Source organism: Peribacillus sp. NPDC046944 (assembly GCF_050272735.1).
Classification (GTDB): domain Bacteria; phylum Bacillota; class Bacilli; order Bacillales; family DSM-1321; genus Peribacillus.
In genome coordinates this window covers 483181-507183 of record NZ_JBNNML010000002.1, presented here as the reverse complement: position 1 = coordinate 507183, position 24003 = coordinate 483181, and the positions used below count along the sequence as shown (strand labels likewise).

At 42.5% G+C, this 24003-nt stretch carries 25 protein-coding genes and 1 riboswitch; of the genes, 11 read left to right on the top strand and 14 right to left on the bottom strand.

The window, feature by feature from the left end; translation table 11 throughout:
- Positions 1-123 precede the first annotated feature (123 nt).
- Complete coding sequence (locus ACQKIC_RS05445) at positions 124-387, bottom strand: hypothetical protein (RefSeq protein ID WP_427591528.1); 264 nt, start codon at positions 385-387, stop codon at positions 124-126.
- Positions 388-1362: 975 nt separating this feature from the next.
- Between ACQKIC_RS05445 and ACQKIC_RS05440 the strand changes: the two genes are divergently transcribed.
- From ACQKIC_RS05440 to ACQKIC_RS05430, 3 genes are all read left to right on the top strand, one after another.
- Complete coding sequence (locus ACQKIC_RS05440) at positions 1363-2751, top strand: hypothetical protein (RefSeq protein WP_427668555.1); 1389 nt, start codon at positions 1363-1365, stop codon at positions 2749-2751.
- A 141-nt stretch (positions 2752-2892) separates the two neighbouring features.
- Positions 2893-3483 (top strand): TetR/AcrR family transcriptional regulator, encoded by a 591-nt coding sequence (locus ACQKIC_RS05435; RefSeq protein ID WP_403124934.1) that lies wholly within the window; start codon positions 2893-2895, stop codon positions 3481-3483.
- Between the two features lie 137 nt (positions 3484-3620).
- Positions 3621-4841 (top strand): MFS transporter, encoded by a 1221-nt coding sequence (locus ACQKIC_RS05430; protein WP_403124937.1) that lies wholly within the window; start codon positions 3621-3623, stop codon positions 4839-4841.
- A gap of 45 nt (positions 4842-4886) precedes the next feature.
- On the opposite strand, the gene ACQKIC_RS05425 is transcribed toward ACQKIC_RS05430, so the two are convergent.
- Positions 4887-5447, bottom strand: coding sequence for a thioredoxin family protein (locus ACQKIC_RS05425; protein WP_402871568.1), 561 nt, complete (start codon positions 5445-5447; stop codon positions 4887-4889).
- 208 nt (positions 5448-5655) lie between these two features.
- Here ACQKIC_RS05425 and ACQKIC_RS05420 point away from each other — a divergent pair, with 208 nt between their 5' ends.
- Both ACQKIC_RS05420 and ACQKIC_RS05415 read left to right on the top strand, forming a co-directional pair.
- A complete protein-coding gene (locus ACQKIC_RS05420; RefSeq protein ID WP_427668553.1) occupies positions 5656-6507 on the top strand; it encodes a GRP family sugar transporter in 852 nt (283 codons plus the stop codon).
- Between the two features lie 19 nt (positions 6508-6526).
- On the top strand, positions 6527-7312 hold the full coding sequence (locus tag ACQKIC_RS05415; protein ID WP_402988958.1) for a glucose-1-dehydrogenase: 786 nt from the start codon (positions 6527-6529) through the stop codon (positions 7310-7312).
- A gap of 42 nt (positions 7313-7354) precedes the next feature.
- On the opposite strand, the gene ACQKIC_RS05410 is transcribed toward ACQKIC_RS05415, so the two are convergent.
- The 4 genes from ACQKIC_RS05410 to ACQKIC_RS05395 form a co-directional block, all read right to left on the bottom strand.
- Positions 7355-8290 carry an SDR family NAD(P)-dependent oxidoreductase gene (locus tag ACQKIC_RS05410; RefSeq protein WP_427591531.1) on the bottom strand — a complete coding sequence of 312 codons (936 nt, stop codon included), beginning with the start codon at positions 8288-8290 and terminating at the stop codon, positions 7355-7357.
- Positions 8291-8343: 53 nt separating this feature from the next.
- Entirely contained in the window at positions 8344-8913 is a 570-nt protein-coding gene (locus ACQKIC_RS05405; RefSeq protein ID WP_402959044.1) for a TetR/AcrR family transcriptional regulator, read from the bottom strand.
- A 122-nt stretch (positions 8914-9035) separates the two neighbouring features.
- Complete coding sequence (locus ACQKIC_RS05400; RefSeq protein ID WP_427668551.1) at positions 9036-10004, bottom strand: hypothetical protein; 969 nt, start codon at positions 10002-10004, stop codon at positions 9036-9038.
- A gap of 206 nt (positions 10005-10210) precedes the next feature.
- Positions 10211-11599 carry an amino acid permease gene (locus ACQKIC_RS05395; RefSeq protein ID WP_427591534.1) on the bottom strand — a complete coding sequence of 463 codons (1389 nt, stop codon included), beginning with the start codon at positions 11597-11599 and terminating at the stop codon, positions 10211-10213.
- Between the two features lie 297 nt (positions 11600-11896).
- Here ACQKIC_RS05395 and ACQKIC_RS05390 point away from each other — a divergent pair, with 297 nt between their 5' ends.
- From ACQKIC_RS05390 to ACQKIC_RS05375, 4 genes are all read left to right on the top strand, one after another.
- Positions 11897-12439: a GNAT family N-acetyltransferase gene (locus tag ACQKIC_RS05390; RefSeq protein WP_427591535.1), complete on the top strand. Its 543-nt coding sequence runs from the start codon at positions 11897-11899 to the stop codon at positions 12437-12439.
- A gap of 223 nt (positions 12440-12662) precedes the next feature.
- Positions 12663-12742: riboswitch (glycine riboswitch) on the top strand.
- 193 nt (positions 12743-12935) lie between these two features.
- The gene (locus ACQKIC_RS05385; RefSeq protein WP_403079902.1) at positions 12936-14273 is read left to right on the top strand and encodes an amino acid permease; all 1338 of its coding nucleotides are present in this window, start codon (positions 12936-12938) and stop codon (positions 14271-14273) included.
- 209 nt (positions 14274-14482) lie between these two features.
- The gene (locus ACQKIC_RS05380) at positions 14483-14683 is read left to right on the top strand and encodes a DUF3311 domain-containing protein (RefSeq protein WP_402871609.1); all 201 of its coding nucleotides are present in this window, start codon (positions 14483-14485) and stop codon (positions 14681-14683) included.
- Positions 14680-16161: a sodium:solute symporter family protein gene (locus ACQKIC_RS05375; RefSeq protein ID WP_403079904.1), complete on the top strand. Its 1482-nt coding sequence runs from the start codon at positions 14680-14682 to the stop codon at positions 16159-16161. Before ACQKIC_RS05380 ends, ACQKIC_RS05375 begins: the two co-directional genes overlap by 4 nt.
- A 77-nt stretch (positions 16162-16238) precedes the next feature.
- Here the strand turns inward: ACQKIC_RS05375 and chbG are convergent, their stop codons facing one another.
- Genes chbG through ACQKIC_RS05350 form a run of 5 tightly spaced genes read right to left on the bottom strand, consistent with a single transcriptional unit; the run spans position 16239 to position 20313 of the window.
- Positions 16239-16946 carry a chitin disaccharide deacetylase gene (gene chbG, locus ACQKIC_RS05370; protein ID WP_402871614.1) on the bottom strand — a complete coding sequence of 236 codons (708 nt, stop codon included), beginning with the start codon at positions 16944-16946 and terminating at the stop codon, positions 16239-16241.
- Positions 16939-18285 carry a 6-phospho-beta-glucosidase gene (locus tag ACQKIC_RS05365; RefSeq protein WP_427591537.1) on the bottom strand — a complete coding sequence of 449 codons (1347 nt, stop codon included), beginning with the start codon at positions 18283-18285 and terminating at the stop codon, positions 16939-16941. The genes chbG and ACQKIC_RS05365 overlap by 8 nt, the downstream gene beginning before the upstream one ends.
- Positions 18282-18629 (bottom strand): PTS lactose/cellobiose transporter subunit IIA, encoded by a 348-nt coding sequence (locus ACQKIC_RS05360; protein ID WP_427591539.1) that lies wholly within the window; start codon positions 18627-18629, stop codon positions 18282-18284. The genes ACQKIC_RS05365 and ACQKIC_RS05360 overlap by 4 nt, the downstream gene beginning before the upstream one ends.
- Before the next feature lie 15 nt (positions 18630-18644).
- On the bottom strand, positions 18645-20000 hold the full coding sequence (locus tag ACQKIC_RS05355) for a PTS sugar transporter subunit IIC (protein WP_427591541.1): 1356 nt from the start codon (positions 19998-20000) through the stop codon (positions 18645-18647).
- Between the two features lie 4 nt (positions 20001-20004).
- Positions 20005-20313 (bottom strand): PTS sugar transporter subunit IIB, encoded by a 309-nt coding sequence (locus ACQKIC_RS05350; RefSeq protein ID WP_402988978.1) that lies wholly within the window; start codon positions 20311-20313, stop codon positions 20005-20007.
- A gap of 261 nt (positions 20314-20574) precedes the next feature.
- Here ACQKIC_RS05350 and ACQKIC_RS05345 point away from each other — a divergent pair, with 261 nt between their 5' ends.
- On the top strand, positions 20575-21303 hold the full coding sequence (locus ACQKIC_RS05345) for a GntR family transcriptional regulator (RefSeq protein WP_402988981.1): 729 nt from the start codon (positions 20575-20577) through the stop codon (positions 21301-21303).
- Positions 21300-21422: a hypothetical protein gene (locus ACQKIC_RS05340; RefSeq protein WP_427668549.1), complete on the top strand. Its 123-nt coding sequence runs from the start codon at positions 21300-21302 to the stop codon at positions 21420-21422. The genes ACQKIC_RS05345 and ACQKIC_RS05340 overlap by 4 nt, the downstream gene beginning before the upstream one ends.
- Positions 21423-21448: 26 nt before the next feature.
- On the opposite strand, the gene ACQKIC_RS05335 is transcribed toward ACQKIC_RS05340, so the two are convergent.
- The 3 genes from ACQKIC_RS05335 to ACQKIC_RS05325 all read right to left on the bottom strand — a co-directional run bounded on the left by ACQKIC_RS05335 (position 21449) and on the right by ACQKIC_RS05325 (position 23653).
- The gene (locus ACQKIC_RS05335; protein ID WP_402959028.1) at positions 21449-21985 is read right to left on the bottom strand and encodes a TetR/AcrR family transcriptional regulator; all 537 of its coding nucleotides are present in this window, start codon (positions 21983-21985) and stop codon (positions 21449-21451) included.
- A gap of 151 nt (positions 21986-22136) precedes the next feature.
- Positions 22137-22775, bottom strand: coding sequence for an FMN-dependent NADH-azoreductase (locus ACQKIC_RS05330; RefSeq protein ID WP_427591543.1), 639 nt, complete (start codon positions 22773-22775; stop codon positions 22137-22139).
- A 284-nt stretch (positions 22776-23059) separates the two neighbouring features.
- A complete protein-coding gene (locus ACQKIC_RS05325) occupies positions 23060-23653 on the bottom strand; it encodes a hypothetical protein (protein ID WP_427591544.1) in 594 nt (197 codons plus the stop codon).
- Between the last annotated feature and the right edge of the window lie 350 nt (positions 23654-24003).

Here is a 24003-nt window from a genome sequence, read left to right as displayed (position 1 = left end):
TTAACCTCTAGATTAAACTTCATGATTTCCCTATTTTTCCAAAGTAAAAAGCACTCTTTGTTGAGTGCTTTTTGAGTGCTTAAGATGATACAAATTTAATTTCTTGATATCGCTAATATGGCTCTAAGCTCTTTTAATCTCATAAATTTTTGTTTTGCGATTAGGAATCATATGAGTTCTATATCCTGTATCAGCTTGTTTGTGTATAAAGTTCTCTTTAACATCAGTTACTTTATATTTAAGAGTACTGCTATTATAGTCCAAGTGAACTGATTCACTTAAAATAATTACATCCCTATTTTCTATCATATAGAGATAAATTTCTCGGGAGGAATATTCATTTCCTAACTCCAGTGTTTTAGGTACTTCATCTTCAAAATAAGACATATTATCCCCACCTTCTTTTGATATATAATCCATTCGACAAAAAGAGATTATTTCCTGCAAAAATAAGATAAAACTCGTAAGCTACTCAATTAAACCTACCAGTAGAACTTTTCTCCTTAACCGTATAACTTTTCTTTATGAAAGAATGTAACTCGTCTTTTGGTCTTCTTTTAATGATATTAGAAATATCAGTTGATTCAATTTTTCTACCATCCATATTACACCCTAACTCATTTAACTTCCCAGCTACTTTCTTAACAATACCGATGTAAGCATATTAGTGAATTGCCATCTGTTCCAGCGTTATGGGTGATAAGACTCTGCTAAGTTCACAAAATGCTGAAGTTTCTCAATCTCTGCTTTGGCTTTATCGACTACAAGTATTTTCATGTGTATTCCACCTTTCATACTTGAAAAGGTTCTAGAAAATGATTACAAGTCATGGTGACAAATTATCGGAATAAAAAAGCACTCAAATAGATGAGCACCTTAATTCTGACATCAACTCCCCATGTCTAAAATAGCCTTTTCTCTATAAACATTTTTTGATTGGATCCTGGCCATTTATTTTCCCAATCAATTTTACGTCTAAATTCCCCATAGAGTCTGATATAGCTGCATTGTCTGTACTTACCTTGTTTAACAAAACGATATAATCTTTTATCCTCTTCACTTTCATTATCAATAGGGTAACGAAAGAAAACCTTCTCTGTTTCTATTAAATTCCTGTACAGTTGAATTATTAATTAAACTCTATTACCTTCTATTCTTGATTTTAGAATTGTTTTTCATAACATAACCTATATCTTTTTTCTCTAAAACTTTCTCTATTTTTACTCCATGTGTTACTTCAGTGTACTTTTTATTTAAACTCTCAGTTAGCTCTAGTGTACTTTAAATTCATAAAACAACTCACCATTTGGGCTCCCCTTCATAATCTGTATCAGGAAGATTTTGAGGGAGATGGATTATGGGATGGGATTGACGGCTCTCCATTGGATTTATGTATTTTTTATCGTGTTGATCATCGGGTTTATGGTAAAGCGTCGGGATACCACCCTCATTTGCATCGTTGGCATCTTCATTTTGGCGCTCGTCTCTACAGGCAGTTTGGCTTCCTCCATCAGTGGCGTATTCAATAGTTTCGCTTTCGCCATCACCGAGTTAATGTCGACCATTTTGATCATCTCCATCATTGTTGCCATGAGTACGGTCTTGACGAAGTCCGGTATCAATGATGTCATGATCGCACCTTTTGCTAGATTCATTAAAAACCCCACACTCGCTTTTTGGGTGATTGGAATCGTCATGATGGGCATCTCCTGGTTTTTCTGGCCATCTCCTGCCGTCGCTTTGCTTGGTGCCGTGCTGCTACCGGTCGCATTGCGGGCCGGATTGCCTGCACTAGGCGTAGCGATGGCGATGAATTTATTTGGCCACGGCATTGCGCTTTCGGGTGATTTTGTCATTCAAGCGGCACCAAAACTCACGGCTGATGCGGCTTCGATTCCGGTCGGTGACGTCATTTCAGCCAGCATCCCGCTCGTCATCACAATGGGCGTCGTGACTACGGTTTCTGCGTTCATCTTCTTGAAGCGGGATATGCGGCTTGGTCGCATTCAACCTACCGTACAAGAAGCAATCGACGAAGACCAGGATGGGATGAATGAAGAGTTACTTACGATGGGACAGAAGAGGTTTTTTGCGATATTCATCCCATTGGCCTTTTTACTGGATGTCGTCGCTCTTTGGCTTCTGAAATTACAAGGCGGCGAAGCAACAGCATTGGTTGGCGGAACCGCCGTTTTTATCTTGCTGATCTTATCTCTCGTGGCCCATGGCCATCCTGGCCTTGAAAAATCAACGAGCTACTTGATTCAAGGGTTCCAATTTGGCTTCAAGGTTTTCGGTCCGGTCATCCCGATTGCCGCTTTCTTCTATTTAGGCGATTCCGGCTTCACTAAAATCATCGGGGACTACTTACCGAAAGCCTCTCTCGGCATCGTCAACGATTTGGGTGCAGCACTCGCCGCCTCGGTTCCATTGACGAAAGAGATAGCTGCCGTCACACTGACAGGCATCGGTGCGATTACCGGCTTGGATGGTTCCGGGTTTTCAGGTATTTCCCTGGCCGGTTCGGTCGCAAATCTATTCGGGACGGCGATTGGAAGCGGTACTGCGACGTTGACTGCCCTCGGCCAAATCACGGCAATCTGGGTCGGAGGCGGTACCTTGATTCCATGGGCACTCATCCCAGCGGCCGCCATTTGTAACGTCAGTCCATTTGAACTCGCCCGCCGAAACTTGCTTCCGGTATGCATCGGTTTATTCGTGACGACGATCGTGGCGATGTTTTTGATTTGATCCGTATAACTTAAGCCAGTGCGCATCCATTTAATGCGCACTGGCTTTTTTGAATAACAAAACACCATTGACAATTATAGGTAATTACGATAATTTAATTATAGACCGAACGTTCAGTTTATCATTGGAGGCTTATCTGACATGAAACAACAAAGTACCCCCTCTCCCACTAAGCTTAAGATAGCTAAAGAAGCAGAAAAATTGTTTGCCCAAAAGGGATACGCCGCTACGTCAATGGAAGACATCACAAACGTCTCCGAAAGCAGTAAAGGGAGCATTTATTATCATTTCAAAAGCAAGGAAAAACTTTTCTTGTACATCGTCGAGAATAACGCCGACGAGTGGAAGCGCGCCTGGAACATCAAGCAAAAGAACTACCGCACGAGTGTAGAGAAATTATATGCATTGGCAGACCATTATCTTGAAGATCTGCAAAGTCCTTTAATTAAAGCCGCTGAGGAATTTGGCGGAAGTGAAACGGCTGACCCTGAGATTTTTGCGCATATTTTAGAAATTTATCGCAGTCAGTATTATGACACGTATGAAGCCGTCATTGACCAGGGAATTAATGAAGGGGCGTTCACCGAAGATAATCCCAAAGACCTTATGTACATTCTCTTTGGCATGCATGCCGGATTACATGCCACCTATTACGAGATGGAATTTCCTGAAATCAGGAGACTATATCACAAAAGCGTGGACGTCTTTTTAAAAGGCATTTCGAAACACTAGAGAAACAAACATCCCTTTCTTATCCTTTTCCCAAGAAAGGATGTTCCTCGATTATTTAACGATAATCCTGTAGAACCATTTTTTTAGGAATTTATTAAACCGAACGGTCAGATTAATTAAGAAGGAGCTGCCTGTGGATGAACCAATTATTGAAAAATAAGGTTTTCTGGATCATGTTGAGTTCGGATATGCTTGATCAAATCAGCATATGGATTCGAAATATGGCCGTTTTGTTTTACATTATCGAAAAAACGAATCAGGATCCGGTCGCGATATCCCTTATCACTGTCATCGAGTACGCCCCCATCTTCTTATTTTCCTTTATAGGCGGAACCTTTGCCGACCGTTGGAATCCAAAGAAGACGATCATTAGCGGCGGGCTGCTCAGCATCGTTTCGATTCTGATCATTTTAGGTTTCATCTCATTCGGGATGTGGGAAGCCGTTTTCTTTGCCACATTCGTGTCAGCAATCGTCTCTCAATTTTCACAACCTTCTTCCGCGAAGATTTTCAAACGGCACATCCCTGAAGATCAAGTCGGTTCGGCGATAGGCATCGTGCAAAGCCTAGGTTCCCTGTTCTTGATTCTAGGACCCATCATCGGTACGGCCGTCTATTCGAATTTTGGCATTTCGGTTTCCCTTTCCTTGTTAATTCTTACATTTGGATTATCCACGGTCATCACGCTCTTTTTACCGAAGGATGCCAAAAAGCAAAAACAGGATGACTCGACGATTGTTACAGAAATTAGACAAGGCTTTCACTATGTACTCCATAATCACAATTTGAAAAGAATCGCCCTGACCTTTTGTTTCTTGGGTCTTGGAGCAGGCCTCGTACAACCGCTCGAGGTTTTTCTGATCACGGATAGGCTACAATTGCCAAAAGAAGCCCTTCAATGGTTATCCGCTGCAGCAGGGGCTGGTTTACTGATTGGGGGAATCATCGCGGCCACTTTAGTTAATCGTCTTCATGTGAGGGTGACGTTTGTTGGTACGTTTTTATTGTTAGCCCTTTCCACCGTTATCGAAGTACTGTCCACTTCCTTTATTTTAACGGCATCGATGAGATTCATCACCGCCTTCATGATGGCGTTCATGCAAATACTCTTAAGCACCATGATGATTAAACTTGTGGAAGAAAAATTCATCGGCAGAACAAATGGCATCATCACGCCCATCTTCATTCTATTTCTCTTAATTGGAACGGCTTCTTCGGGTCCATTGCTGAAAATAACTTCGCTATTCACGGTTTTTAGTTTATCCGCTATCACCGTTGCCCTGGCAGCTATCCCGGCTTTGGGCATGTCGGTCGCATCACATACTGAAAATAAAGAGGAAAGAATCAAAACTTTGTAAGGTTAAGAAAAAAACATCCCCGCTAAAAACGGGGATGCAAGTGGTTTACGCCTTCGTCAATGTTTCTTTAATACTGCTGTACACTTCTTGCCAAAGCTGTTCGTTTTGGGCATAAGATTCCCCGATTTTCTTAAAAAGCTCCTTTTGTGCCGCTTCAAAATGTTCGTCTTCCTTAGCTGGTAAATCCTTGCGCAATTCCATTACGAACTCCTGTACTTTAGGTGCTCGAGGGCCCCAAACCGCTTTTTCCTTCCCTTGATTATCGATGAAAATAAAGATGGGAATCGATCGTGCCGTTCCATTCGTTAAATACTGATCCATCAGCTCAAGGTTTTGATCCCGCAGAATCATCCGCGTATCAATATTCGCTGCCTGTGCGATGTTCAAAAGGATTGGGATATTCATCATCGCGTCGCCACACCAATCTTCTGTAATGACAATCGCTCTCAGCTCTTTCCCTTTTACTTCTTCGAAAAATGCACGGTCTTCTTCCGAAATGGAAAAACGCTCGTATACGGATTGCAAGCCTTCCTTATTCACTTTCATCGACTCCACAAATTCCTTTGCAGGTATCCCCTTTTCAAACCATTCATGTAATGTCGTCATGTTCCCACTCCTAACTAATTTTAATTAAAAATACCATAAACCGGTTTATTTTTCAGCCCATTGATTCGGGAGAAACGAATCATGTAACTAAATTAATATATTAAAAAAATGTTTTCATTTTAGAAAACAAGGGAAATTTATTAGTAGCTAACTAAATAACTAGTACTTTTCATTAATACAAATGTTTGTAACTTAGGAGATGGATTTTGTGGAAGGTTTTCTCTATGCACTTATCCCCGCATTAACGTGGGGAAGCTTGGTACTTGTTTCCGAAAAACTCGGGGGCAACTCATATAACCAAACACTCGGTATCACCATCGGCTCTTTATTGTTTGCCATCGTGATGTCGGTCATCAATCCTCCCGAATGGACGAGCCTCATCTGGATTGTCGGAATCATTTCAGGGATTGGCTGGGCGTTCGGTCAACTTTTTCAGTTCAACAGTGTCAAGGAAATGGGCGTTTCCAAAACCGTTCCCATTTCAACCGGATTGCAAATACTAGGAAATACATTTTTTGCGGTTATCGTCTTTAAGGAGTGGAACACCACTTCGACGATCATCCTTGGCGTGATTGCCATCATTTTCTTGATTGCGGGTGTATTGCTGACAAGCTATGAAGGTAGTAAAGGGAAAAATGAAGGCAGCATGAAAAAAGGAATCCTTTACTTGATCGTCTCCACTCTTGGTTTTGTCACCTATGTCATCGTCGTCAGATGGTTTGACATTGACGGGTGGTCGGCTATCTTGCCACAAGCGATCGGAATGTTTATTGCAGCTTTCCTTCTATCCATTAAACATAAACCATTCAACAAATATGCCGGACGCAACATCTTAACTGGGATCATGTGGGCGACCGGGAATATCGGTCTCCTTCTCGCTAATCCAAAAGTGGGCGTTGCCATTGCCTTTTCATTCTCGCAAATGGGTATCGTCATTTCCACTTTAGGCGGCATCTTCCTATTAGGAGAGAAAAAATCAAAGAAACAAATGACCTATGTCATCATCGGTTGTATCTTAGTCATCGCCGGTGGCGTCATGATTGGATTCACAAAAGAATAAATAAGGGAGAGGATATAGTATGTATACAGATTTAGAGAACAAGGTAGTCGTAATCACAGGGGCCGCAACAGGATTAGGTAAAGCAATGGCGGAACGCTTCGGAAAGGAAAAAGCACGAGTTGTCTTAAATTATCATTCGGAAGAGAACGACTATAAGGAAATCATTCAAACGATTGAAGCTTCAGGCGGGAAGGCCGCAGCCATTCAAGGCGATGTTACAAAAGAAGAAGATGTGAAGAAATTAATTCAGTTTGCAGTGGATACATTCGGTACCATCGACATCATGATCAACAATGCCGGCATTGAAAATGAAGTGCCAAGCGAAAAACTGACGCTAGAAGATTGGCAAAAGGTCATCGACGTCAACCTTACCGGCATGTTTTTAGCAAGTCGGGATGCAATCAGTTATATGTTAGAACATGATATTAAAGGAAACATCATCAATATGTCTTCGGTTCATGACAGAATTCCATGGCCACATTTTGTTCACTATGCAGCAAGTAAAGGTGGCGTCAAAATGATGACCGAAACACTTGCCCTTGAATATGCGCCAAAAGGAATCCGCGTGAATAACATTTCCCCTGGAGCGATCGATACACCGATTAACGCCGAGAAATTCAATGATCCAAAGGCGACACAAGAAGTCATCGACCTGATTCCGATGGGCTATATCGGAAAACCGGAACAAATCGCTGCATGTGCGGTTTGGCTCGCATCCGAAGAATCCAGCTACGTCACCGGCTTGACACTATATGCGGATGGCGGCATGACCAAATACCCTGGATTCGAAGCTGGGAAAGGTTGATTATAGGGATTACCGACACGGCGTTCTTACGCCGTGTTTTTTTCATGCATGGCTTTTCATATACTCCACCGTCTCGATCAACCCTTCACGATAAGAAGTCCGAGGCACCGGTCCAATCAGCTTTTCGTATTTTTCCCCGTTCAACACAACCGGTTCTTCATTCAAATAATACATCTCGACCGCTTCACGCATCTGGGAGTTGAAGATCCCCAAGAATTGAATCATCTTCTTTGAAATGGTGGATACTCCTTTTTGATAATCCGTTATGTCGCGAATGATCTTGATTAGTTCTTTTCCAGTAATCACATCATGACCGGGTATATTCCAGTTCTGACCGTACGCTTCTTCGTTAAGGGACAATTCAACGATGGCTTTTGCTCCGTCCGGGGTGTATATGAATTCCCTGGCAATGCTTTGGTCGCCCACATAACTGGCCTTCTTATTTTTAATGACATGATTAAGCGTATAATGCAGTAAAGAACTTTCCGCATTGGGACCATAGAAATCAGGAAAGTGAACAATGATTGCAGGAATGTTTGATTCCTTAATCAGGTTTTCGACATTCAGGCGGATGCTTCCTTTTTTCGTGTGGGGATGTTTAACCGTCATTTCAGTCACGCTTTTCCCTGAACTGCGTCCATAGGCATAAATATTGTCGACAAAGGCAAGTTTCGCTTCATTCTTTTTTGCCACTTCCATAATATTGGACATCATGACCACTAACTTCTCATCCCATTCTGAATAGGGAATGTTCGCTGATTGGAATATGACGTCAACACCTTGGGCTGCTCTTTCTAAATCCTCCACTTGAAATAGATCTCCGGTATGGATCGTCACACTCGAATCATTTCCGAAAAGTTTTTCCAGCTTACTGCGGGTGCGTGCAAAGGCCGTCACCGAGATCCCCCTGTTTGATAATTCCTTGACGATTGAATACCCCATTCCTCCCGAAGCTCCTACTACCAATGCTTTTTTCATAATGGACGCCCTCCCTTTTATTTAACCACTGGTCAATACGTGTTAAAAAAAAATCAGCTAATTGATTTTGTTAAAAATTTCACGTGCAACACAGCTAGATTCTTTACTTCCTCATACGTCGTGACATGACGGCAATAATGCGTGACAAAACCATGCAAGGATAAAAAGATGCTGTAAATATGCTGGATGGAAACTTTGTTCTCACATAAAGTGAAAATAATCTGGGCGAATTTTTCATAGGTTTTGTGTGGCCCTTGATTGATGAAGTTCTGTACTTCTTCGTCCTTGATCAAAAACATGATTTCATAATGGCTTTGATGGGTCAGCCCGAATTCAATGAAGCCCAAAAGAATGTTCTCTAGCTTTTCCCCATTTGGGATGGCTTGGTGCATCACATCATCCAGTTTTTGATCGAGCATGGCGAAATGTTCTTCCACTAACGCGTAAAACAACTCCGCTTTATTCTTGAAATGATAGTAAAGAGCGCCATGGCTGTACCCTAGTTCTTTCGCAATCTGCCTCATGGAAACATGCTGATACCCTTTCGCCACAAAGAGATTCCGTGCTGCGTCCATTATCATTTCCCGTGTTAATTCCTGTGTAACGGATTTTCTAGGTGACATGATATCCTCCTTGTTGACCACTGGTTAATTAAAAGTATAATTCATATTTTTACCATTGTCAATAAGTACCAATTAACAAAGGGAGAGCCGATGATTATGCTCTCCCTAAGTTTTCCCACACATCAATTACAACTTGGATAGACCGTGACGATCTTATCAAATAATGGGTTCGATTCGGATGTAATGTCCATTTCGCTAAAAACTTCTTGGTAATGTTCTACCCATTCCACAGAACCGGTAGGTATATGGGTGTCATCTTCAAGAAAATTCACAAGGACCAGCCACGTTGGAATCCCCATTTTCTCATTCAATATATATAAAAAAGCCAAACGATTCGCCAACTGATAATAACGGTTCAGCCAGACTTCCATAGGGGCCCGGGAACCCATCGCCTCCATTGTTTCCTTCATGGTACTCTCTATCAGGAATCTACTGTCCAGATCCCTTGCCCGTATCGATGAAGCCATTTCTTTCAAATGGGCCTTCGCTTCTACTAGCAAAAACCCTTTTTGACCATCTTTCCCTGCCACCGTGGCATATCCATCCCATTGCGGACCCATCCTTGGCCAATATTTCTCCAGCTCGATTCGTCTGCCCCTTCTCACACTTTCAAGCTCCAAAAATTCATTTCTGTATTCTTGGTAACCCGTTTCCCGCAATGGGGACTTCCACTGGATGGTCCGCTCTTTGGCAAGGAAAGTCAGCAAGGAAGGCGAACTCATCAAAATAAGATGGTTCAATTCCCCTTGCCTGTTATTTACGAATTGCTGAATCCAATGTTTACTCCCTTTTTCAGCCTGAACCTTCTCAAGCCTAAGCCTAGTTTGAGTATCCTTTACCAACTGCAATAAAAACTTCTCTAACAGCTCGTCCTCAAGATAAAATAAATCGATATAAGAAAAAGGCTCCTCGGCTTGATATGAATCCCGTTTGAACAAATTTCCTTGCCCAAAGCCCCCATTCTGTTTCGAGTATTCCGATTCTATCCAATCCAACAATTGAAGGAATCTCATATCCGGCTGGCTTTCCCATAATTCCTTAACCAGAGAGTTAATGCTAAAAATCCTCTCCACTTTTCTCAATCGAATCACCTTCTTTTATGTATATTTCTTCTCTTCATCTTATATTCAAGCGCCCAACATTACAATAAATTACATATATCAGTCAATTTCTCATTTTATCGGTCAAGTTGGAAGGTTTATCGGTCAAATGGCCACTTTTATCGGTCAATCCCCTCACTATATCGGTCAAACAAAAAAAGCTATGCACGAAGCATAACTTTTTCCGACACTCTATATTACGCAGATACATCCTCTTTCGCCTTCACGTCTAACGGTACCCGCTTATCCATTTTCAGTAGGTAGTAACAGGCTACAACGATTGCTAGGAAAACGATGCCCACAATCAAGGAAAGTCGCGTACTCGGGTTAAACCACATGCCGACCAATACTAATAGTAAGAATGCAATCGTTGCATAGTTGGTATACGGTGCAAAAGGCATTTTGAATGGATGGTTTTTCATTTCCTCAGCTCGTACCTTCCTGAACCTAAGCTCACTAATAAGAATCACGAACCATGGAATCATCCCCGGCAGTACACTGGCACTGTACACATACAGGAATATTTCCGGTGGAGCCAGGTAGTTCAGGACAACACCAATGGCCAAGCCCAACATGACAGCGATTGTACAATAGGCCGGCACTCCGCTTTTCGATATTTTTGCAAAGATCTTTGGCGCTTGCCCGTTCAGCGCAAGGGTATAAAGCATGCGCCCTGCACTGAAAATCCCACTATTGCATCCTGACATCGCCGCCGTGATCACGACAAAGTTGATGATGCCCGCGGCTGCGGTAATGCCTATTTTGGCAAAGGTCGATACAAACGGGCTTCCAAGTTCATCTAATTGATTCCAAGGAAATACCGTGACGATGACAAAAATCGCGCCGATATAGAAGATTAATATACGCCAAATGATCGTTTGGATTGCTTTAGTAATGGTCCTCTTCGGATCCTTTGCTTCACCTGCAGTGATCCCGATAAGTTCAACGCCTTGATAAGATGCCACAACAAGGGAAAGGGCAAAGAAGAAACCTTTCCATCCCCCTGTAAAGAAACCGCCATTAGCCCATAGATTGGAAAGGCCGATTGCCTCCCCACCATTCCCTATCCCGAAAAAGATAAGACCTAGACCGGCAATGATCATCAAGATGATGGTAACGATCTTGATCAGTGCAAACCAGAATTCGAATTCACCGAAGGATTTGACGGAAATGAGGTTAGCGGCGCCAAGGATGACCATGGCCACCACTCCCGGAATCCAAGCCGGCAGTTCAGGGAACCAAAAGTTCATATATAATCCTACGGCAATGATTTCAGACATGCCGACCAACACCCATAGGAACCAGTTGCTCCAAGCAGTTACAAATCCTGCCAATGGATGGATATAATCACTCGCAAACGTTGCGAATGAGCCCGTAGTAGGCTCCAGGTACAGCATTTCCCCCATCGAACGCATGATAAAAAAGATAAAAAGTCCCGCGATGGCATACGCCAGCATGACAGAGGGGCCGGTCCACTTAATTGTGCTGGCAGATCCCATAAATAACCCAACACCGATCGTACCGCCCAAGGCAATCATCTGAATATGACGTGCCTCTAGCCCTCTAGTTAATTCTTTATTTGACATGATAACTCCCCCAGATGTACAAGCATAAAATGACGATTCTCTAATCCTTATTTAAGATAAGTAATTTAATAGATTTACAATGCTTCCTAAAGAACTCTACCCACAAAAGCATTTCCTTATCTTATAATAATAAATATTCCGTAGAAATACAAATGTACTTTTAGGAAAAACACTTTTGGCCGTCTAGAAGCAATGGATAGGAGGACATGATTGGTAATGGTTCTCTCCCTATACGTGTGAAGAAATCCTATGTACTATTGAAAGTAAGTATCGACGTTAATGAGAGGAGGAAAGACAATGAAATTAATAGGAGAAAGAATCTATCTCCGCTATTTAAAAGAATCGGATGCACCTATCCTTTTAGAAAATACAAAGGATGAGGAGATACGGTATATGACAGGAACAAAATCTATATTCACTTTAGAGCAGCTTCAATGTCATATAAAGAATGTACGTGAAGATCCATCACGCCATGATCTAGCCATTTGCTTAAACGAAAGCGATCGGATGATCGGGGAATTATCCATCTCTGATATGGACGAAGAGGACAAAAAGGCAGGATTTAGAATTTCGATGAATGCCATTGAATTAACGGGCAAAGGGTATGGTACAGAAGCTATCCGACTTGTTTTAGCATTTGTTTTTGAAGAATTATCTTTAAATCGTCTGCAACTGGAAGTATTCAGCCATAATTTACGTGGAATTAGAGCCTATGAAAAAGTTGGCTTTATCAAAGAGGGGATTTTACGAGAGTCTTTATATTTCAACGGAAAATATTCGGACGAGATCATCATGGCCATTCTTAAAAGGGACTATGAAAAAATGTTCTTATCAAACTGATTCGGGGTTCGCATCGTTTTTGGGCATCAAACTGGTCATATAGATTCACCCCCACCACATTTACAATATATCCCTTTGACCCAAAATCAAAATAGTGATAGAATTCCATTATTATTTTAAAAGAATAAATGAGTTGCCAAAAAGAATTTCATCTTTCACAGCGATCATTTATTGACAACCACATACTAAGCAAGCGATGAATGCTATGGATCACACTATAGCAGGAGCAGCTTCTGGAGAGACTGTACACACGTGCAGCGCCGAAGGATTCACAATCTCAGGCAAAAGGACAGAAGAGTAACGAATATTTGTTATTCTTTAACCTTTCGAGATTGGTAGCTTCCAATCTCTTTTTTTATTGTCTTTTTTCAATCATCACTAAAAAAACGAAGTGAAATCGCTACTAAACTGGACAGATTCATTGCCCTGGTGATCGATTGGAATCAACGGACCATGTACTTCACATTCAAGAATTATAACAACGGGGGCGCACAAATTGGCTAAACAAGAATTGAAAAGGGATTTGAAAAATCGACATGTACAACTCATCGCCATAGGAGGAACCATCGGGACCGGGTTATTTTTGGGATCCGGAAAAGCCATACAGTTGGCGGGACCCTCCATTATCTTTTCGTATCTGATTATCGGGATTGCCTTGTTTTTCGTCATGAGGGCTTTAGGGGAATTGTTGTTGTCCAACGCGGGATATTCCTCATTCACCGAATTCGCCACGGAATACATCGGACCGTGGGCTGGTTTCGTGACTGGCTGGACCTACTGGTTCTGTTGGATCATGACGGCCATGGCCGATATCATCGCTGTCGGGGTCTATATGCAATATTGGTTCGACATTCCGCAATGGATCCCTGCACTTGCCTGCTTGGTGATTCTACTAGGATTGAATTTGTTGACCGTGAAGCTATTCGGAGAATTGGAGTTCTGGTTCTCCCTCATTAAAGTCATCACGATCGTCGCCTTGATCGTTGTGGGAATTGTCTTACTCATCATTGGTTTCCAAACCGATACAGGAACCGTTTCCCTCAACAACCTTTGGAGTCATGGGGGCATGTTCCCGAACGGCGCATCCGGCTTTTTGCTTTCCCTACAGCTAGTCGTCTTCTCCTTTGTTGGTGTCGAAATCATTGGGGTGACAGCGGCCGAAACCGCCAATCCGAAAAAAAATATCCCGTCAGCGATCAATAAGATCCCTGTCCGGATATTACTTTTCTATATCGGTGCCATCACCGTCATCCTTTGCGTCAATCCATGGACACAGCTCGATGCCGCAAGCAGCCCATTCGTGGAGGTCTTCGCCTTGATCGGGATTCCGGTTGCTGCAGGGATTATCAATTTCGTCGTGTTGACATCTGCCGCTTCTGCCGGGAATAGTGGATTGTTTTCAACAAGCCGCATGCTTTATACCTTGAGCAACAATAACGAAGCACCTGCTAAACTTAAGAAATTAAATAAACGTGCTGTTCCGAGCAATGCATTGGTTACGTCCACCATCGTCGTCTCCATTGGGGCATTATTAAGTAAAATCATACCGGAGCAAGCTTTCACCATCGTGACAACGATTAGTGCGATCTGCTTCCTATGGGTCTGGAGCATCATCTTGATTTCCCATATCCGGTATACGAAAAAACGGCCGGACTTAAGGGCTACGTCCACTTTCAGGGCTCCCTTAACACCTTTCATCAACTATGTAATCTTAGGGCTGTTTGTCTTCATCTTGATCGTCATGCTGTTTGCTGAGGCGACCAGGCCGTCATTATTGCTGACACCGCTTTGGTTCATTCTTTTAGTTGTCATATATAACTATCGAAAAAAATGAACGAGGAATTTTGGGATACGGAAGTCTACCTTCCTATCCCATTTTCCTGTGATTAAATGAGAGAGTAAAATGAAGCGTGACGAATATTTTTTTCTGCCACACTATTAATTTTTTTATCGAATTAGTGTAAGGTACTAGGTATTACGGAAACATTTTTTTAGAAAAACATCATAATCTGTGAAACATATTTAGAATGGAGGGGTTGCTTCATGAAAGTATTATATATTCTTACACTCGTTCCTTTTATCGGCATATTAGGGTTTCTTCCTTTTGTTAATAAAGTAGAACCTTATGTATTGGGGATGCCTTTTTATATGTTTTGGATGGCGATGTGGGTCGTGCTCACTTCCGTCACTCTAGCCGTCATGTATAAGTTGGATCCTAGGAACCGGGAAGGTGAAGAAGAATGAATATTGCTCTTATCATTATTTTAGCATTTTTACTTTTATCGATTTTTCTTGGGATCCGTTCGACAAAAGGAAAAGACATGAACCTGGAACAATGGACGGTGGGCGGCCGCGGTTTTGGCGCCATATTCGTCTTTCTATTGATGGCAGGGGAAATTTACACAACCTTCTCCTTCCTTGGAGGAAGCGGCTGGGCTTATGGAAAGGGTGCGCCCGCTTTATACGTCCTCATTTATATTACCTTGTCTTATGTTTTATCCTATTGGCTACTTCCGGCCATTTGGAAATACGCAAAAGAAAATCGGCTTATGTCACAATCCGATTTCTTCGTAAGCAAATACAAGAGCCCAACTCTAGGGATTCTTGCTGCCCTTGTCGGCGTGGTATCGATGATTCCGGTCGTCGTCGTACAGCTCAAAGGCTTAGGGATCATTGTTTCCGAAGCATCATATGGCGCCATTTCCATGTCCACCGCTGTGTGGCTTGGAGCTATCAGCCTGACCATTTATGTCATGATTTCAGGCATTCACGGATCAGCCTGGACAGCCGTCATCAAGGACATCATGATGATCGTCATCATCGCATTCCTGGGCATTTATCTTCCAATTCATTACTTTGGTGGTCTTCAACCGATGTTCGAAACCATAAATGCCGCCAAACCAGGTTTCCTGACGCTGCCCGAACAAGGTCTTAGCGTTTCGTGGTTCATCTCGACCGTCATCTTGCTCGTATTTGGTTTTTACATGTGGCCCCAAGTATTCAGTGCCGTCTATACGGCCCGGAGCGGAAAAACATTTCGTAAAAATGCCATCATCAGTCCACTGTATACGCTCATGTTACTATTTGTCTTTTTTGTAGGATTTGCAGCGATTTTGAAAGTGCCGGGACTGGAAGGCGCCGATGCGGACCTTTCCTTATTGCGCCTTGCGATACAGACCTTTGATCCATGGTTTATAGGAGTCATCGGTGCAGCTGGCATGTTGACGGCATTAGTACCAGGATCGATGCTGTTGATGAGCGTCTCTACGCTCCTTGCGAAAAATGTCTATAAGGAACTCCATCCTGGAGCATCAGACCGGCATGTGGTACGTTTGGCCAAGTTACTCGTTCCCGTGATTGCACTCATATCCGTTTACTTCACCTTAAACGGCGGAGAAACGATGTCTGCTTTGATCTTGATGGGATATAGCTTCATTACACAACTATTCCCGTCCCTGTTATTCAGCCTGAAAAAGAAGAACTTTATCAATAAATATGGGGCAATAGCGGGTATCATCTGTGGATTGGCCATCGTTACCTACATCACCATCAGCCAATCGACAATCGGCACCCTGTTCCCATCCTTGCCTCAAGCGGCAAAGGATCTGAATGTCGGAATCATCGCCTTGGCTGTGAACTTTATCGTGATGATGGTTGTCAGCCTCGCATTCAAGAAGCTGGTAGTTGCCGAAGTTAAACCCGTAGTGGTTAAAGAAGTATAAAAAAAAGCAATCGGACCTCAGTGAAAACTGAGATCCGATTGCTTTTTTTGTCTTCATGGGCCTTCCTGAACCGATCATTACCGGAGAATGAATCCTTCCGGCAATGTGGCTTTCATCAAGATGGCCGTTTCCTTGAGCCTTTCTTGATTGTAGGAGGAATGCTGGAGCAAATCATCATCCAGGTAGGCTGGGTGGGTCATGACCTCCACGCTTTTGCCCTCACTAATCCGCTCGTTAAGGGTTTGAAAGTAATCGACGGCCGCCTTTTCCCCATAAAAATCGTCAAGGAATGTATCGGTCACTGTTTCAATGTCCTGAAAATGGGGTCCCGCTTTTCGGACTGGTAGCCCATAATGGGCGGAAAGCTTTTTCACGACCGGCCAAAAGGCCGGGATCGCATGGACATGATGATGACTGTCAAAATGGGTCGGCATCATCCCCAAATCGATGAATTTATCAATCTGGGCAGACCATTCCCTCTCCAACTCTTCCAAGGAAATACTACCCGGGTTCCCATATACCTCATCTTGCTTTTTGAAGTTTCCCTCTCTGTCTACAAGGCTAGGCACATCATGTAGCAGCGGCCGTCCCCATGTCAGGACAAGATGGATGCCCACCTTAAGCGTGCGATGATCTTTTGCAATTCTGATGGCATGATCGGTCGCTTTTGCATTCATCATCATGGTCGCCGAATTGACTATTCCATTTTTGTGGCTATTCAATATGCCGTAATTCACAGCCCGCGAAAACCCGAAATCATCAGCATTGACCAGCACTTCAATCATGAAAACTTCCTTGTAATTCCTTATTCTCGAAGAACTGCGGCAAAAATTCCTTATGCGCCAAGAGCATTTCATCCAGAATCAATTTCCCCACCCGGTCACTTGGAACTAGTGGGTTGATGGTCATCGCAAGCAGGGCCGTATCATAGTTGCCTGTTACGGCAGCCTCGATAGCCACCCTTTCAAAGGACTTAATTTGCTGGACGAGTCCGCGAACGGCTACCGGTAATTCACCTACCGTGATCGGTTTTGGACCATCCTTCGTAATCACACAGCTCACTTCAACGGCTGAATCGTACGGGATTCCTTCAATCGCACCATAATTCATCGTATTGACCGCCTGTATATCACGTTTATCCGTATACATGGAATGGATCAACCGCACCGCGGCGTCACTGTAGTAAGCGCCGCCCCGTTCTTCAAGCTGTGGTGGCTTGATGTCTAGATCGACGTCTTTATATAGTTCAAATAGTTCCGTTTCCAGCTTTTGTACGACCTCAGCCCTTGTTTCCCCATTTTCTGCATCCTTCAGCTCTTGAGCCAGGATATCTCCCGTTTTGTAGTAATAATTGTGATATGGGCAAGGAAATAAATTCAATGCACGAAGGAATTCTGGCTCCCATCCCATCGCATGGATATTCTTCATCGTCACCGCTTTATCCGGGTCTGAAATCATATCGATAATTTCCTCTTTCACGCTCTTTCCATCCACGAATACATCCAACCCGTATACCATATGGTTCAATCCGGCGAAATCAATTCGCACCCGGTCCGGTTCCACCTTCATCAACTCGGCGACACCACGTTCCATCCCGATCGGCACATTGCATAGACCGACGATTTTAGTGATGTTGCTATGACGCAGAACCGCTTCCGTGACCATGCCGGCAGGGTTTGTGAAATTGATCAACCAGGCATTCGGGCAAATCTCTTCCATCTCCCGGGCGATGTCAAGAATGACAGGAATCGTCCGAAATGCTTTGAACAACCCGCCTGGTCCATTCGTTTCCTGACCGATGACCCCATGCTTCAGCGGAATTTTCTCATCAAGTGCCCTGGCAGCCAGCTGCCCGACCCGTAATTGGGTCGTGACATAGTCGGCACCCTCTAGAGCTTTTTTTCGGTCAAGCGTTAAGTGAATATCAATCGGCACTCCCGCTTTTTCCACCATCCGTCTTGCCAGCCCGCCGACGATTTCAAGCTTTTCCTTGCCAGCTTCTATATCAACGAGCCAGATTTCTCTCACAGGAAGCTCCTTGTAATATTTAATGAATCCTTCAATCAGTTCCGGCGTATAACTTGAACCTCCACCTATCGTAACGATTTTCAACCCCTTACTCATTCCGCTGTCCCCTCCTTGATCTTGTTGGCTCCAAGAAACTCTTCTCTCATATCAATCATTTCAACCGCCAAATCCTTCAAAGTCATCGCCGTCATCAAATGATCCTGTGCGTGTATCAGGATAATCGGGATGTCTAATTTCTCGCCACCCGCTTCCGCATGAATCAACTGGGTCTGAAATTTATGCGCCTGCAATAATTCCGTCTCCGCCTCCGCTATCTTCTGCCTGGCTGCTTCGAAATCTTTTTTCTTGGCTTCTTGCAAGGCTTCCATCGCAAAGCTCCTTGCATTTCCACTGTGTAAAACAAGTTGGAAGGATAACTGATATAATTCTTCTTTTTCCATGTTCCCACTTCTTTCTTAAAGACTTACTGATTCTGATTCCGAATCCTTAGTAAGCTCCGTTTTATTTTTCGAATCGATTTTCACTTGGGCATACACGAATGGCAAGTAGATTACGGTTGAAATGACGAGATTGATTCCTGCCAGGACAGCCCCCGAAACATGGCCACCTGTTGCCAAAAATCCTCCGACAATCGGCGGGGTCACCCATGGGATTTTGGCTACAATCGGGAATACCAGACCGCTGCTCACCGCTAAGTACGAAATGACTGTAGTAATGATAGGTCCTAAAACAAATGGAACCAACCAGATTGGATTCAATACGATGGGAAGCCCGAAAAGAATCGGTTCGTTGATTTGGAAAAGTCCCGGGGCCCCACCAAGCCCAATCATCTGTTTATACCGCCTTCTACCGGCTATGATCATCGCAATGATCAAGCCCATCGTTCCGCCTGATCCACCTAGATAAACAAAAGCATCAAGAAATGAGCCGGCCAAGACGCCGTATTGGTCCATATCTGTAATACCTTTTGCATACAGATCAATATTCTTTACGCCTGAACTTTCAAAAAGCGGTGTCGTGATTCCACCAAGGATGTTCGGTCCGTGCAATCCCACCATCCATAAAATATGGACGAAAAAGACAAGAAGGATGGCAAATGGAAGTGAATCCACGGCCCCTTGCATCGGAGATACGATCACTTTACTTAACCAGTCATTCACGATCTGGCCATTCGTCGCGATACGGAAAAGCAAGCCGAACACCCCGATGATGAAAATGGTTGCCATACCTGGGATCAATTTGGCAAACGAGCGCCCTACTGCAGGAGGTACACCCTCCGGCATGTTGATCACCAAGAATTTGAGTTTGGAAAGCCTTACAAAAATCTCCGTCGCAATAAGGGAAACGGCAATTCCCGTAAAGAGAGCGGTTGCATTATAGTAATTGGTACTGATGAAGCCAGCTGCCTCGCCTGATATGACTTTGTTATCAACCGTCAGCGAGACCAATCCCATCTGTGGAAGCAATAAGAAGAAACAGGCCGCCGAAATGAGCATCGCCTCGAATCCATCGTCTCCATAAGATTTAGCAAGTTTATAAGATATACCGAAAACGGCAAAAATGGTCATGAATGCAAAGGTACCGAATGAAATGTCATTGCCAAGCGTCGTCCAGGTAGGACCGAAAATGGCTTCCATCATTCTTCCGTATGGCTTGATGATTTGCCCTAGATTATTCAATAAAACCGCGAACGATCCGATAATTGTAATCGCTATCATTCCAATCAACGTGTCACGAATGGCCAACAGATGTCGGTTATTCCCCAACTTGACTGCAGCCGGCATAATGTACTTATCAATGAAAGTCATCATATCCTTATTCTCCTTTTATCAAAGTAACAGCTTGTTTGAGCACTTCTTCCCCGTTGCACAAACCATAGAACATCGGATTGATTGTATCGACTGGAATGCCTTTTGCTGTGCCTGCTTGCTTCATCTTAGAAAGCAGGAACCTAACCTGTGGCCCTAGTAAAACGACATCTGCCTTATCCATCTCTCTGTCCACCTCAGTAGAAGACACTGCCCATATGTGGCAATCTATGCCTTGTTCCTTCGCACTTTTCTCCATTTTCGTCACTAGTAAACTCGTAGACATTCCCGCAGAACAACATAATAAGATATTCATAGATTTCTCCCCTTTTCATTTCTAAATATTCTGTATTTTTGATGTAAATAGGTGCTTCCTTTTCTTATTTCACCTTTTACGAATGTATCTCCTCCTTTTTGAGTGGAACATTGGTCATTACCTATATATTCCATTGTATAGTCATTTATATCTAATTTCAATACAAATTTTAAATTTGTTACTACAAATAACTTTATAGTTGATTCTTGTTGTAACAAGATATACTCTAGAAGTAGCGAAAAATGTCTAGGAGGAAGCATGTTGAAAACCACGAATAAAGTGACAGCCCTTCATTCTGCCGTAAAGGAATCCATCGTTCAAATGATAAAGAATGGGGATTATCAGCCAAACACTAAATTACCGACCGAAGCAGAATTCTGTAAATCATTCGAAGTGAGCAGGACGACCGTCCGAACAGCCCTCCAACAACTTACCGTGGAAGGGTATGTGTACCGGATTCAAGGTAAGGGAACCTTCGTTTCAGAAAATAAAGTACGCCAAACACTTACCAGCACGGTTGAAAACTTTTCCGATCAGGTGATGATGCAGGGCAAAAACCCCTCCACCAAGGTCTTGGGTTTAACGGTCATTGAAGCAAACGCATCCCTTGCCAAACGATTCGACCTTGATATTGGTGATCCAATCAATAAACTCGTTCGGGTGCGTTATGTAGATTCCGTCCCCCTTCAATACGAAGTCGCCTACCTACCGTGGCATAAAACACCCGGTCTTGATATGAAGGCCTGTGAAACATCCCTTTTCCGACTGCTTAAAAACCAGTTTAATCTCAAAGTCCTGAAGACCATCGAACATCTGGAACTGGCCCTCGCCGACGAGTCCATTGCAGAAAAACTGGAAATTCCCAATGGATCTCCCTGTTTCTCGCTTGAAACCCATACGTACGAGGTAGACCAGAGCGTCATCGAATACTCCAAAACCTACTTCAGGGGAGACCGTTCCCATTTCGTAATTGAAAGGAATTATGAATGATGCAAAAAGAACTGCCCATCATGACATGGACAGTTCTTTTTGTATCAGAAAACATCATAAGAGAAAATCCGGTGAATGATGGCTTGAAGAATCTTTTGATTGCCTCTGTCTTTTCTTAACCCGTTCTATATGGGTGACCTTCACACTAGCCTAAAATCATAGTTGTCAAACGGTTTACCGCCGTATGCAAAGTTTCTTTCCCCTCTACACATGCCATTGCAACACCATAAATGCCCCAACTCCAAAATGTAGCAAGTAAATAATGTTCTTCCTTCACACCATACTCTTTATCTAATAAAGCTTGTAAAGTTTCCGTCAATCGTTGTTTAATTTCATGGTCCATTTTCGATTTAAATTCTTCAAGAGCATGTTGACATTGTAGGGATAAATCTATTTGAGAACTCATAATAGCCTGTAGCGACATAATAATCGTTTGTTCATCGATGACTTCTTGTAATGCTACTTCTTTAAAAATTTCTTTCGTAAGAACTTCTCTTTGAATCTCATCGATTAAATCGTATTTATCCATAAAATGATAGTAAAACGTTGAACGGTTAATCTCTGCTTCTTGTGTAATATCAGCAATGGTAATATCACTAAATTCCTTTTGTTTAATCAGTCTCATAAAACCATTCATGATACTTTGCCTTGTCCGTTGGATTCGTGGATCTTGTTTTTTCATGCGTACCCACCTTCTCAAAACACTATAATTTCTAACATTTGTTGGATTAAATGAATGACCCGATTATAACAGAAAAATTTTCAAAAAAAAAATAAGCAATTCGTGGTCCATTCAAATGGACCACGAATTGCAATATAAAGATTATAAACGATTAGAAGGTTTGGGCTAATTGCTTCGCACGCTCGATGCCTGCTGCTTTAATTTCCTCCGCTTTATTTCGCATTGCATCATGTCCTTCAATAAATAAACCTTCAAATTCAGTAATACCCATGATCGCCATCAATTGTTTTAAATAGCGATTGCCAAGCTCTAAATGTGCTAAAGGATGACCTTCTGAATAAAAATCACCACGGGCTTGAATGTGAAGCACTTTCTTACCTTGAAGTAAGCCTTCAGAACCTTTTTCTGTATATTTAAACGTTTTACCAGGTACAGCTACGGCATCAATGTATGCTTTCAGAACTGCTGGGAATAAGTAATTCCATAACGGCGTTACGAATATCATTTTATCTGCTGAAACAAATTGATCGAGAATTTCGTTTAAGCGACTAACTTTCGCTAATTCCTCAGTTGAAAGAGCGTCCATTGGCTGTCCTGCACGAAGTTTTCCCCAACCACTGAAAACATCTGCGTCCAAATTTGGAATTTCTTCCTTAAATAAATCCACGGTCACGATTTCATCCGTTGGGTTTGTATCTTTATATGTTTCAATAAATGCTTTTCCTGCTGCCATACTAGCCGAACGATTTTCATCATTTGGATTTGCTGTAATGAATAACACCTTAGTCATAATAATTACCTCTAATTCTTTTAAATTTACAACAACTGTTGTGAAACTTAGTATAAAATGATTGATTAACTAAACAAACCATCAATTTTATCAGCTTGTTGCAAATCCAACATTTAGCTGATATTGACCAAAAAGTGAATAATCAAAAAATTATCAATTAGGTGACCTCATATAAAAATACGGATATTAGCCTTTGTATATGTAAAAAGGCATGAGATGTATGGATTTCTCCTGTACTCTCATGCCTCTTATCTTCATATCATACTTTTTTAACACGCAGGAAGTTACTTGGCTTCTTCCTCACCCTCTAAATCATCCGGGTAGACGACTTCGTCAAAGACTTTTTGAGTCGCCGTATCTTTAACCGATATCGTAACTTTATACTCATCCGGGCTTGCTCCATTAAAAACTTGATAGTACATGCCAGTTATCCCTAGTCCCATGGCGGCAAAACCGTCGAAACCATTCTCATATGTTTCTTTATCCACTTCTAAAGTAAACTTTGAAAACGCCTTGTTATGAGAGACCTCTTTAATGGATGGATAATCTTTGCCATTCTTCATCTCTTCCATTGTCTCTTCCGCATTCTTTTCTAAGTCTTTCATCATTTCCTTATGCTTAGACTTCGGCATTTTATACGTTAATGATCCGTCCTCGTTTTTCGTCACTTTACTTACACCATCTTTTTTGGCTTCAGCAATGACGCTATCGATGTCCTCACCTTCAAAGAATGAAGCAGGCAATGTCACTTCTACATTTAGAAGGCCTTTATCGACCTTCAATGCCCCCTCTTCATCTTTTTTCGATGCACCTTCAGATGAGCAGGCTGCAAGCAACGCCATCATTACCATTAAAAAGATAAACCCAAATTTCTTCATACCGTATCCCTCCTATATATGTATGATCGATCATAATTCTTCAAGTAAAAAAATCATTTCAAATCACTTTAACATTATATAAGAAAAGTATTGATCCAGTATAAGTATTTTTCTATTCCTATAATTAAGGGGAAATTCACATCTTTAACGATAGTTCGATTAGTTTCAAGTTTCCTTATTGTCGGTATGGTTTCTTCCAGATAAGAAATGCTAAGGGAAAGGACGGTTGGTTACTACTCAATCCATTTGTCATTCATGGGAATCACTAATGCTCCTGGTACTATTACCGAAATTCCCATGCTTTCCTAGTTAGATGGCTCTGATTTAATGACAATGGACAGCCCCTTCGG

What these genes read in the sequence shown, in the direction of transcription:
- ACQKIC_RS05360 (WP_427591539.1), bottom strand. Translation starts at nt 18,629, where the DNA reads ATGGAAAAAGAAGAATTATATCAGTTATCCTTCCAACTTGTTTTACAC.
- ACQKIC_RS05380 (WP_402871609.1), top strand. Translation starts at nt 14,483, where the DNA reads ATGAAAGTATTATATATTCTTACACTCGTTCCTTTTATCGGCATATTA.
- ACQKIC_RS05405 (WP_402959044.1), bottom strand. Translation starts at nt 8,913, where the DNA reads ATGTCACCTAGAAAATCCGTTACACAGGAATTAACACGGGAAATGATA.
- ACQKIC_RS05445 (WP_427591528.1), bottom strand. Translation starts at nt 387, where the DNA reads ATGTCTTATTTTGAAGATGAAGTACCTAAAACACTGGAGTTAGGAAAT.
- ACQKIC_RS05350 (WP_402988978.1), bottom strand. Translation starts at nt 20,313, where the DNA reads ATGAATATCTTATTATGTTGTTCTGCGGGAATGTCTACGAGTTTACTA.
- ACQKIC_RS05325 (WP_427591544.1), bottom strand. Translation starts at nt 23,653, where the DNA reads ATGAAGAAATTTGGGTTTATCTTTTTAATGGTAATGATGGCGTTGCTT.
- ACQKIC_RS05365 (WP_427591537.1), bottom strand. Translation starts at nt 18,285, where the DNA reads ATGAGTAAGGGGTTGAAAATCGTTACGATAGGTGGAGGTTCAAGTTAT.
- ACQKIC_RS05375 (WP_403079904.1), top strand. Translation starts at nt 14,680, where the DNA reads ATGAATATTGCTCTTATCATTATTTTAGCATTTTTACTTTTATCGATT.
- ACQKIC_RS05440 (WP_427668555.1), top strand. Translation starts at nt 1,363, where the DNA reads ATGGGATTGACGGCTCTCCATTGGATTTATGTATTTTTTATCGTGTTG.
- ACQKIC_RS05430 (WP_403124937.1), top strand. Translation starts at nt 3,621, where the DNA reads ATGAACCAATTATTGAAAAATAAGGTTTTCTGGATCATGTTGAGTTCG.
- ACQKIC_RS05435 (WP_403124934.1), top strand. Translation starts at nt 2,893, where the DNA reads ATGAAACAACAAAGTACCCCCTCTCCCACTAAGCTTAAGATAGCTAAA.
- ACQKIC_RS05415 (WP_402988958.1), top strand. Translation starts at nt 6,527, where the DNA reads ATGTATACAGATTTAGAGAACAAGGTAGTCGTAATCACAGGGGCCGCA.
- ACQKIC_RS05425 (WP_402871568.1), bottom strand. Translation starts at nt 5,447, where the DNA reads ATGACGACATTACATGAATGGTTTGAAAAGGGGATACCTGCAAAGGAA.
- ACQKIC_RS05340 (WP_427668549.1), top strand. Translation starts at nt 21,300, where the DNA reads ATGATGCAAAAAGAACTGCCCATCATGACATGGACAGTTCTTTTTGTA.
- ACQKIC_RS05395 (WP_427591534.1), bottom strand. Translation starts at nt 11,599, where the DNA reads ATGTCAAATAAAGAATTAACTAGAGGGCTAGAGGCACGTCATATTCAG.
- ACQKIC_RS05335 (WP_402959028.1), bottom strand. Translation starts at nt 21,985, where the DNA reads ATGAAAAAACAAGATCCACGAATCCAACGGACAAGGCAAAGTATCATG.
- ACQKIC_RS05355 (WP_427591541.1), bottom strand. Translation starts at nt 20,000, where the DNA reads ATGATGACTTTCATTGATAAGTACATTATGCCGGCTGCAGTCAAGTTG.
- chbG (WP_402871614.1), bottom strand. Translation starts at nt 16,946, where the DNA reads ATGATTGAAGTGCTGGTCAATGCTGATGATTTCGGGTTTTCGCGGGCT.
- ACQKIC_RS05410 (WP_427591531.1), bottom strand. Translation starts at nt 8,290, where the DNA reads ATGAAAAAAGCATTGGTAGTAGGAGCTTCGGGAGGAATGGGGTATTCA.
- ACQKIC_RS05390 (WP_427591535.1), top strand. Translation starts at nt 11,897, where the DNA reads ATGAAATTAATAGGAGAAAGAATCTATCTCCGCTATTTAAAAGAATCG.
- ACQKIC_RS05330 (WP_427591543.1), bottom strand. Translation starts at nt 22,775, where the DNA reads ATGACTAAGGTGTTATTCATTACAGCAAATCCAAATGATGAAAATCGT.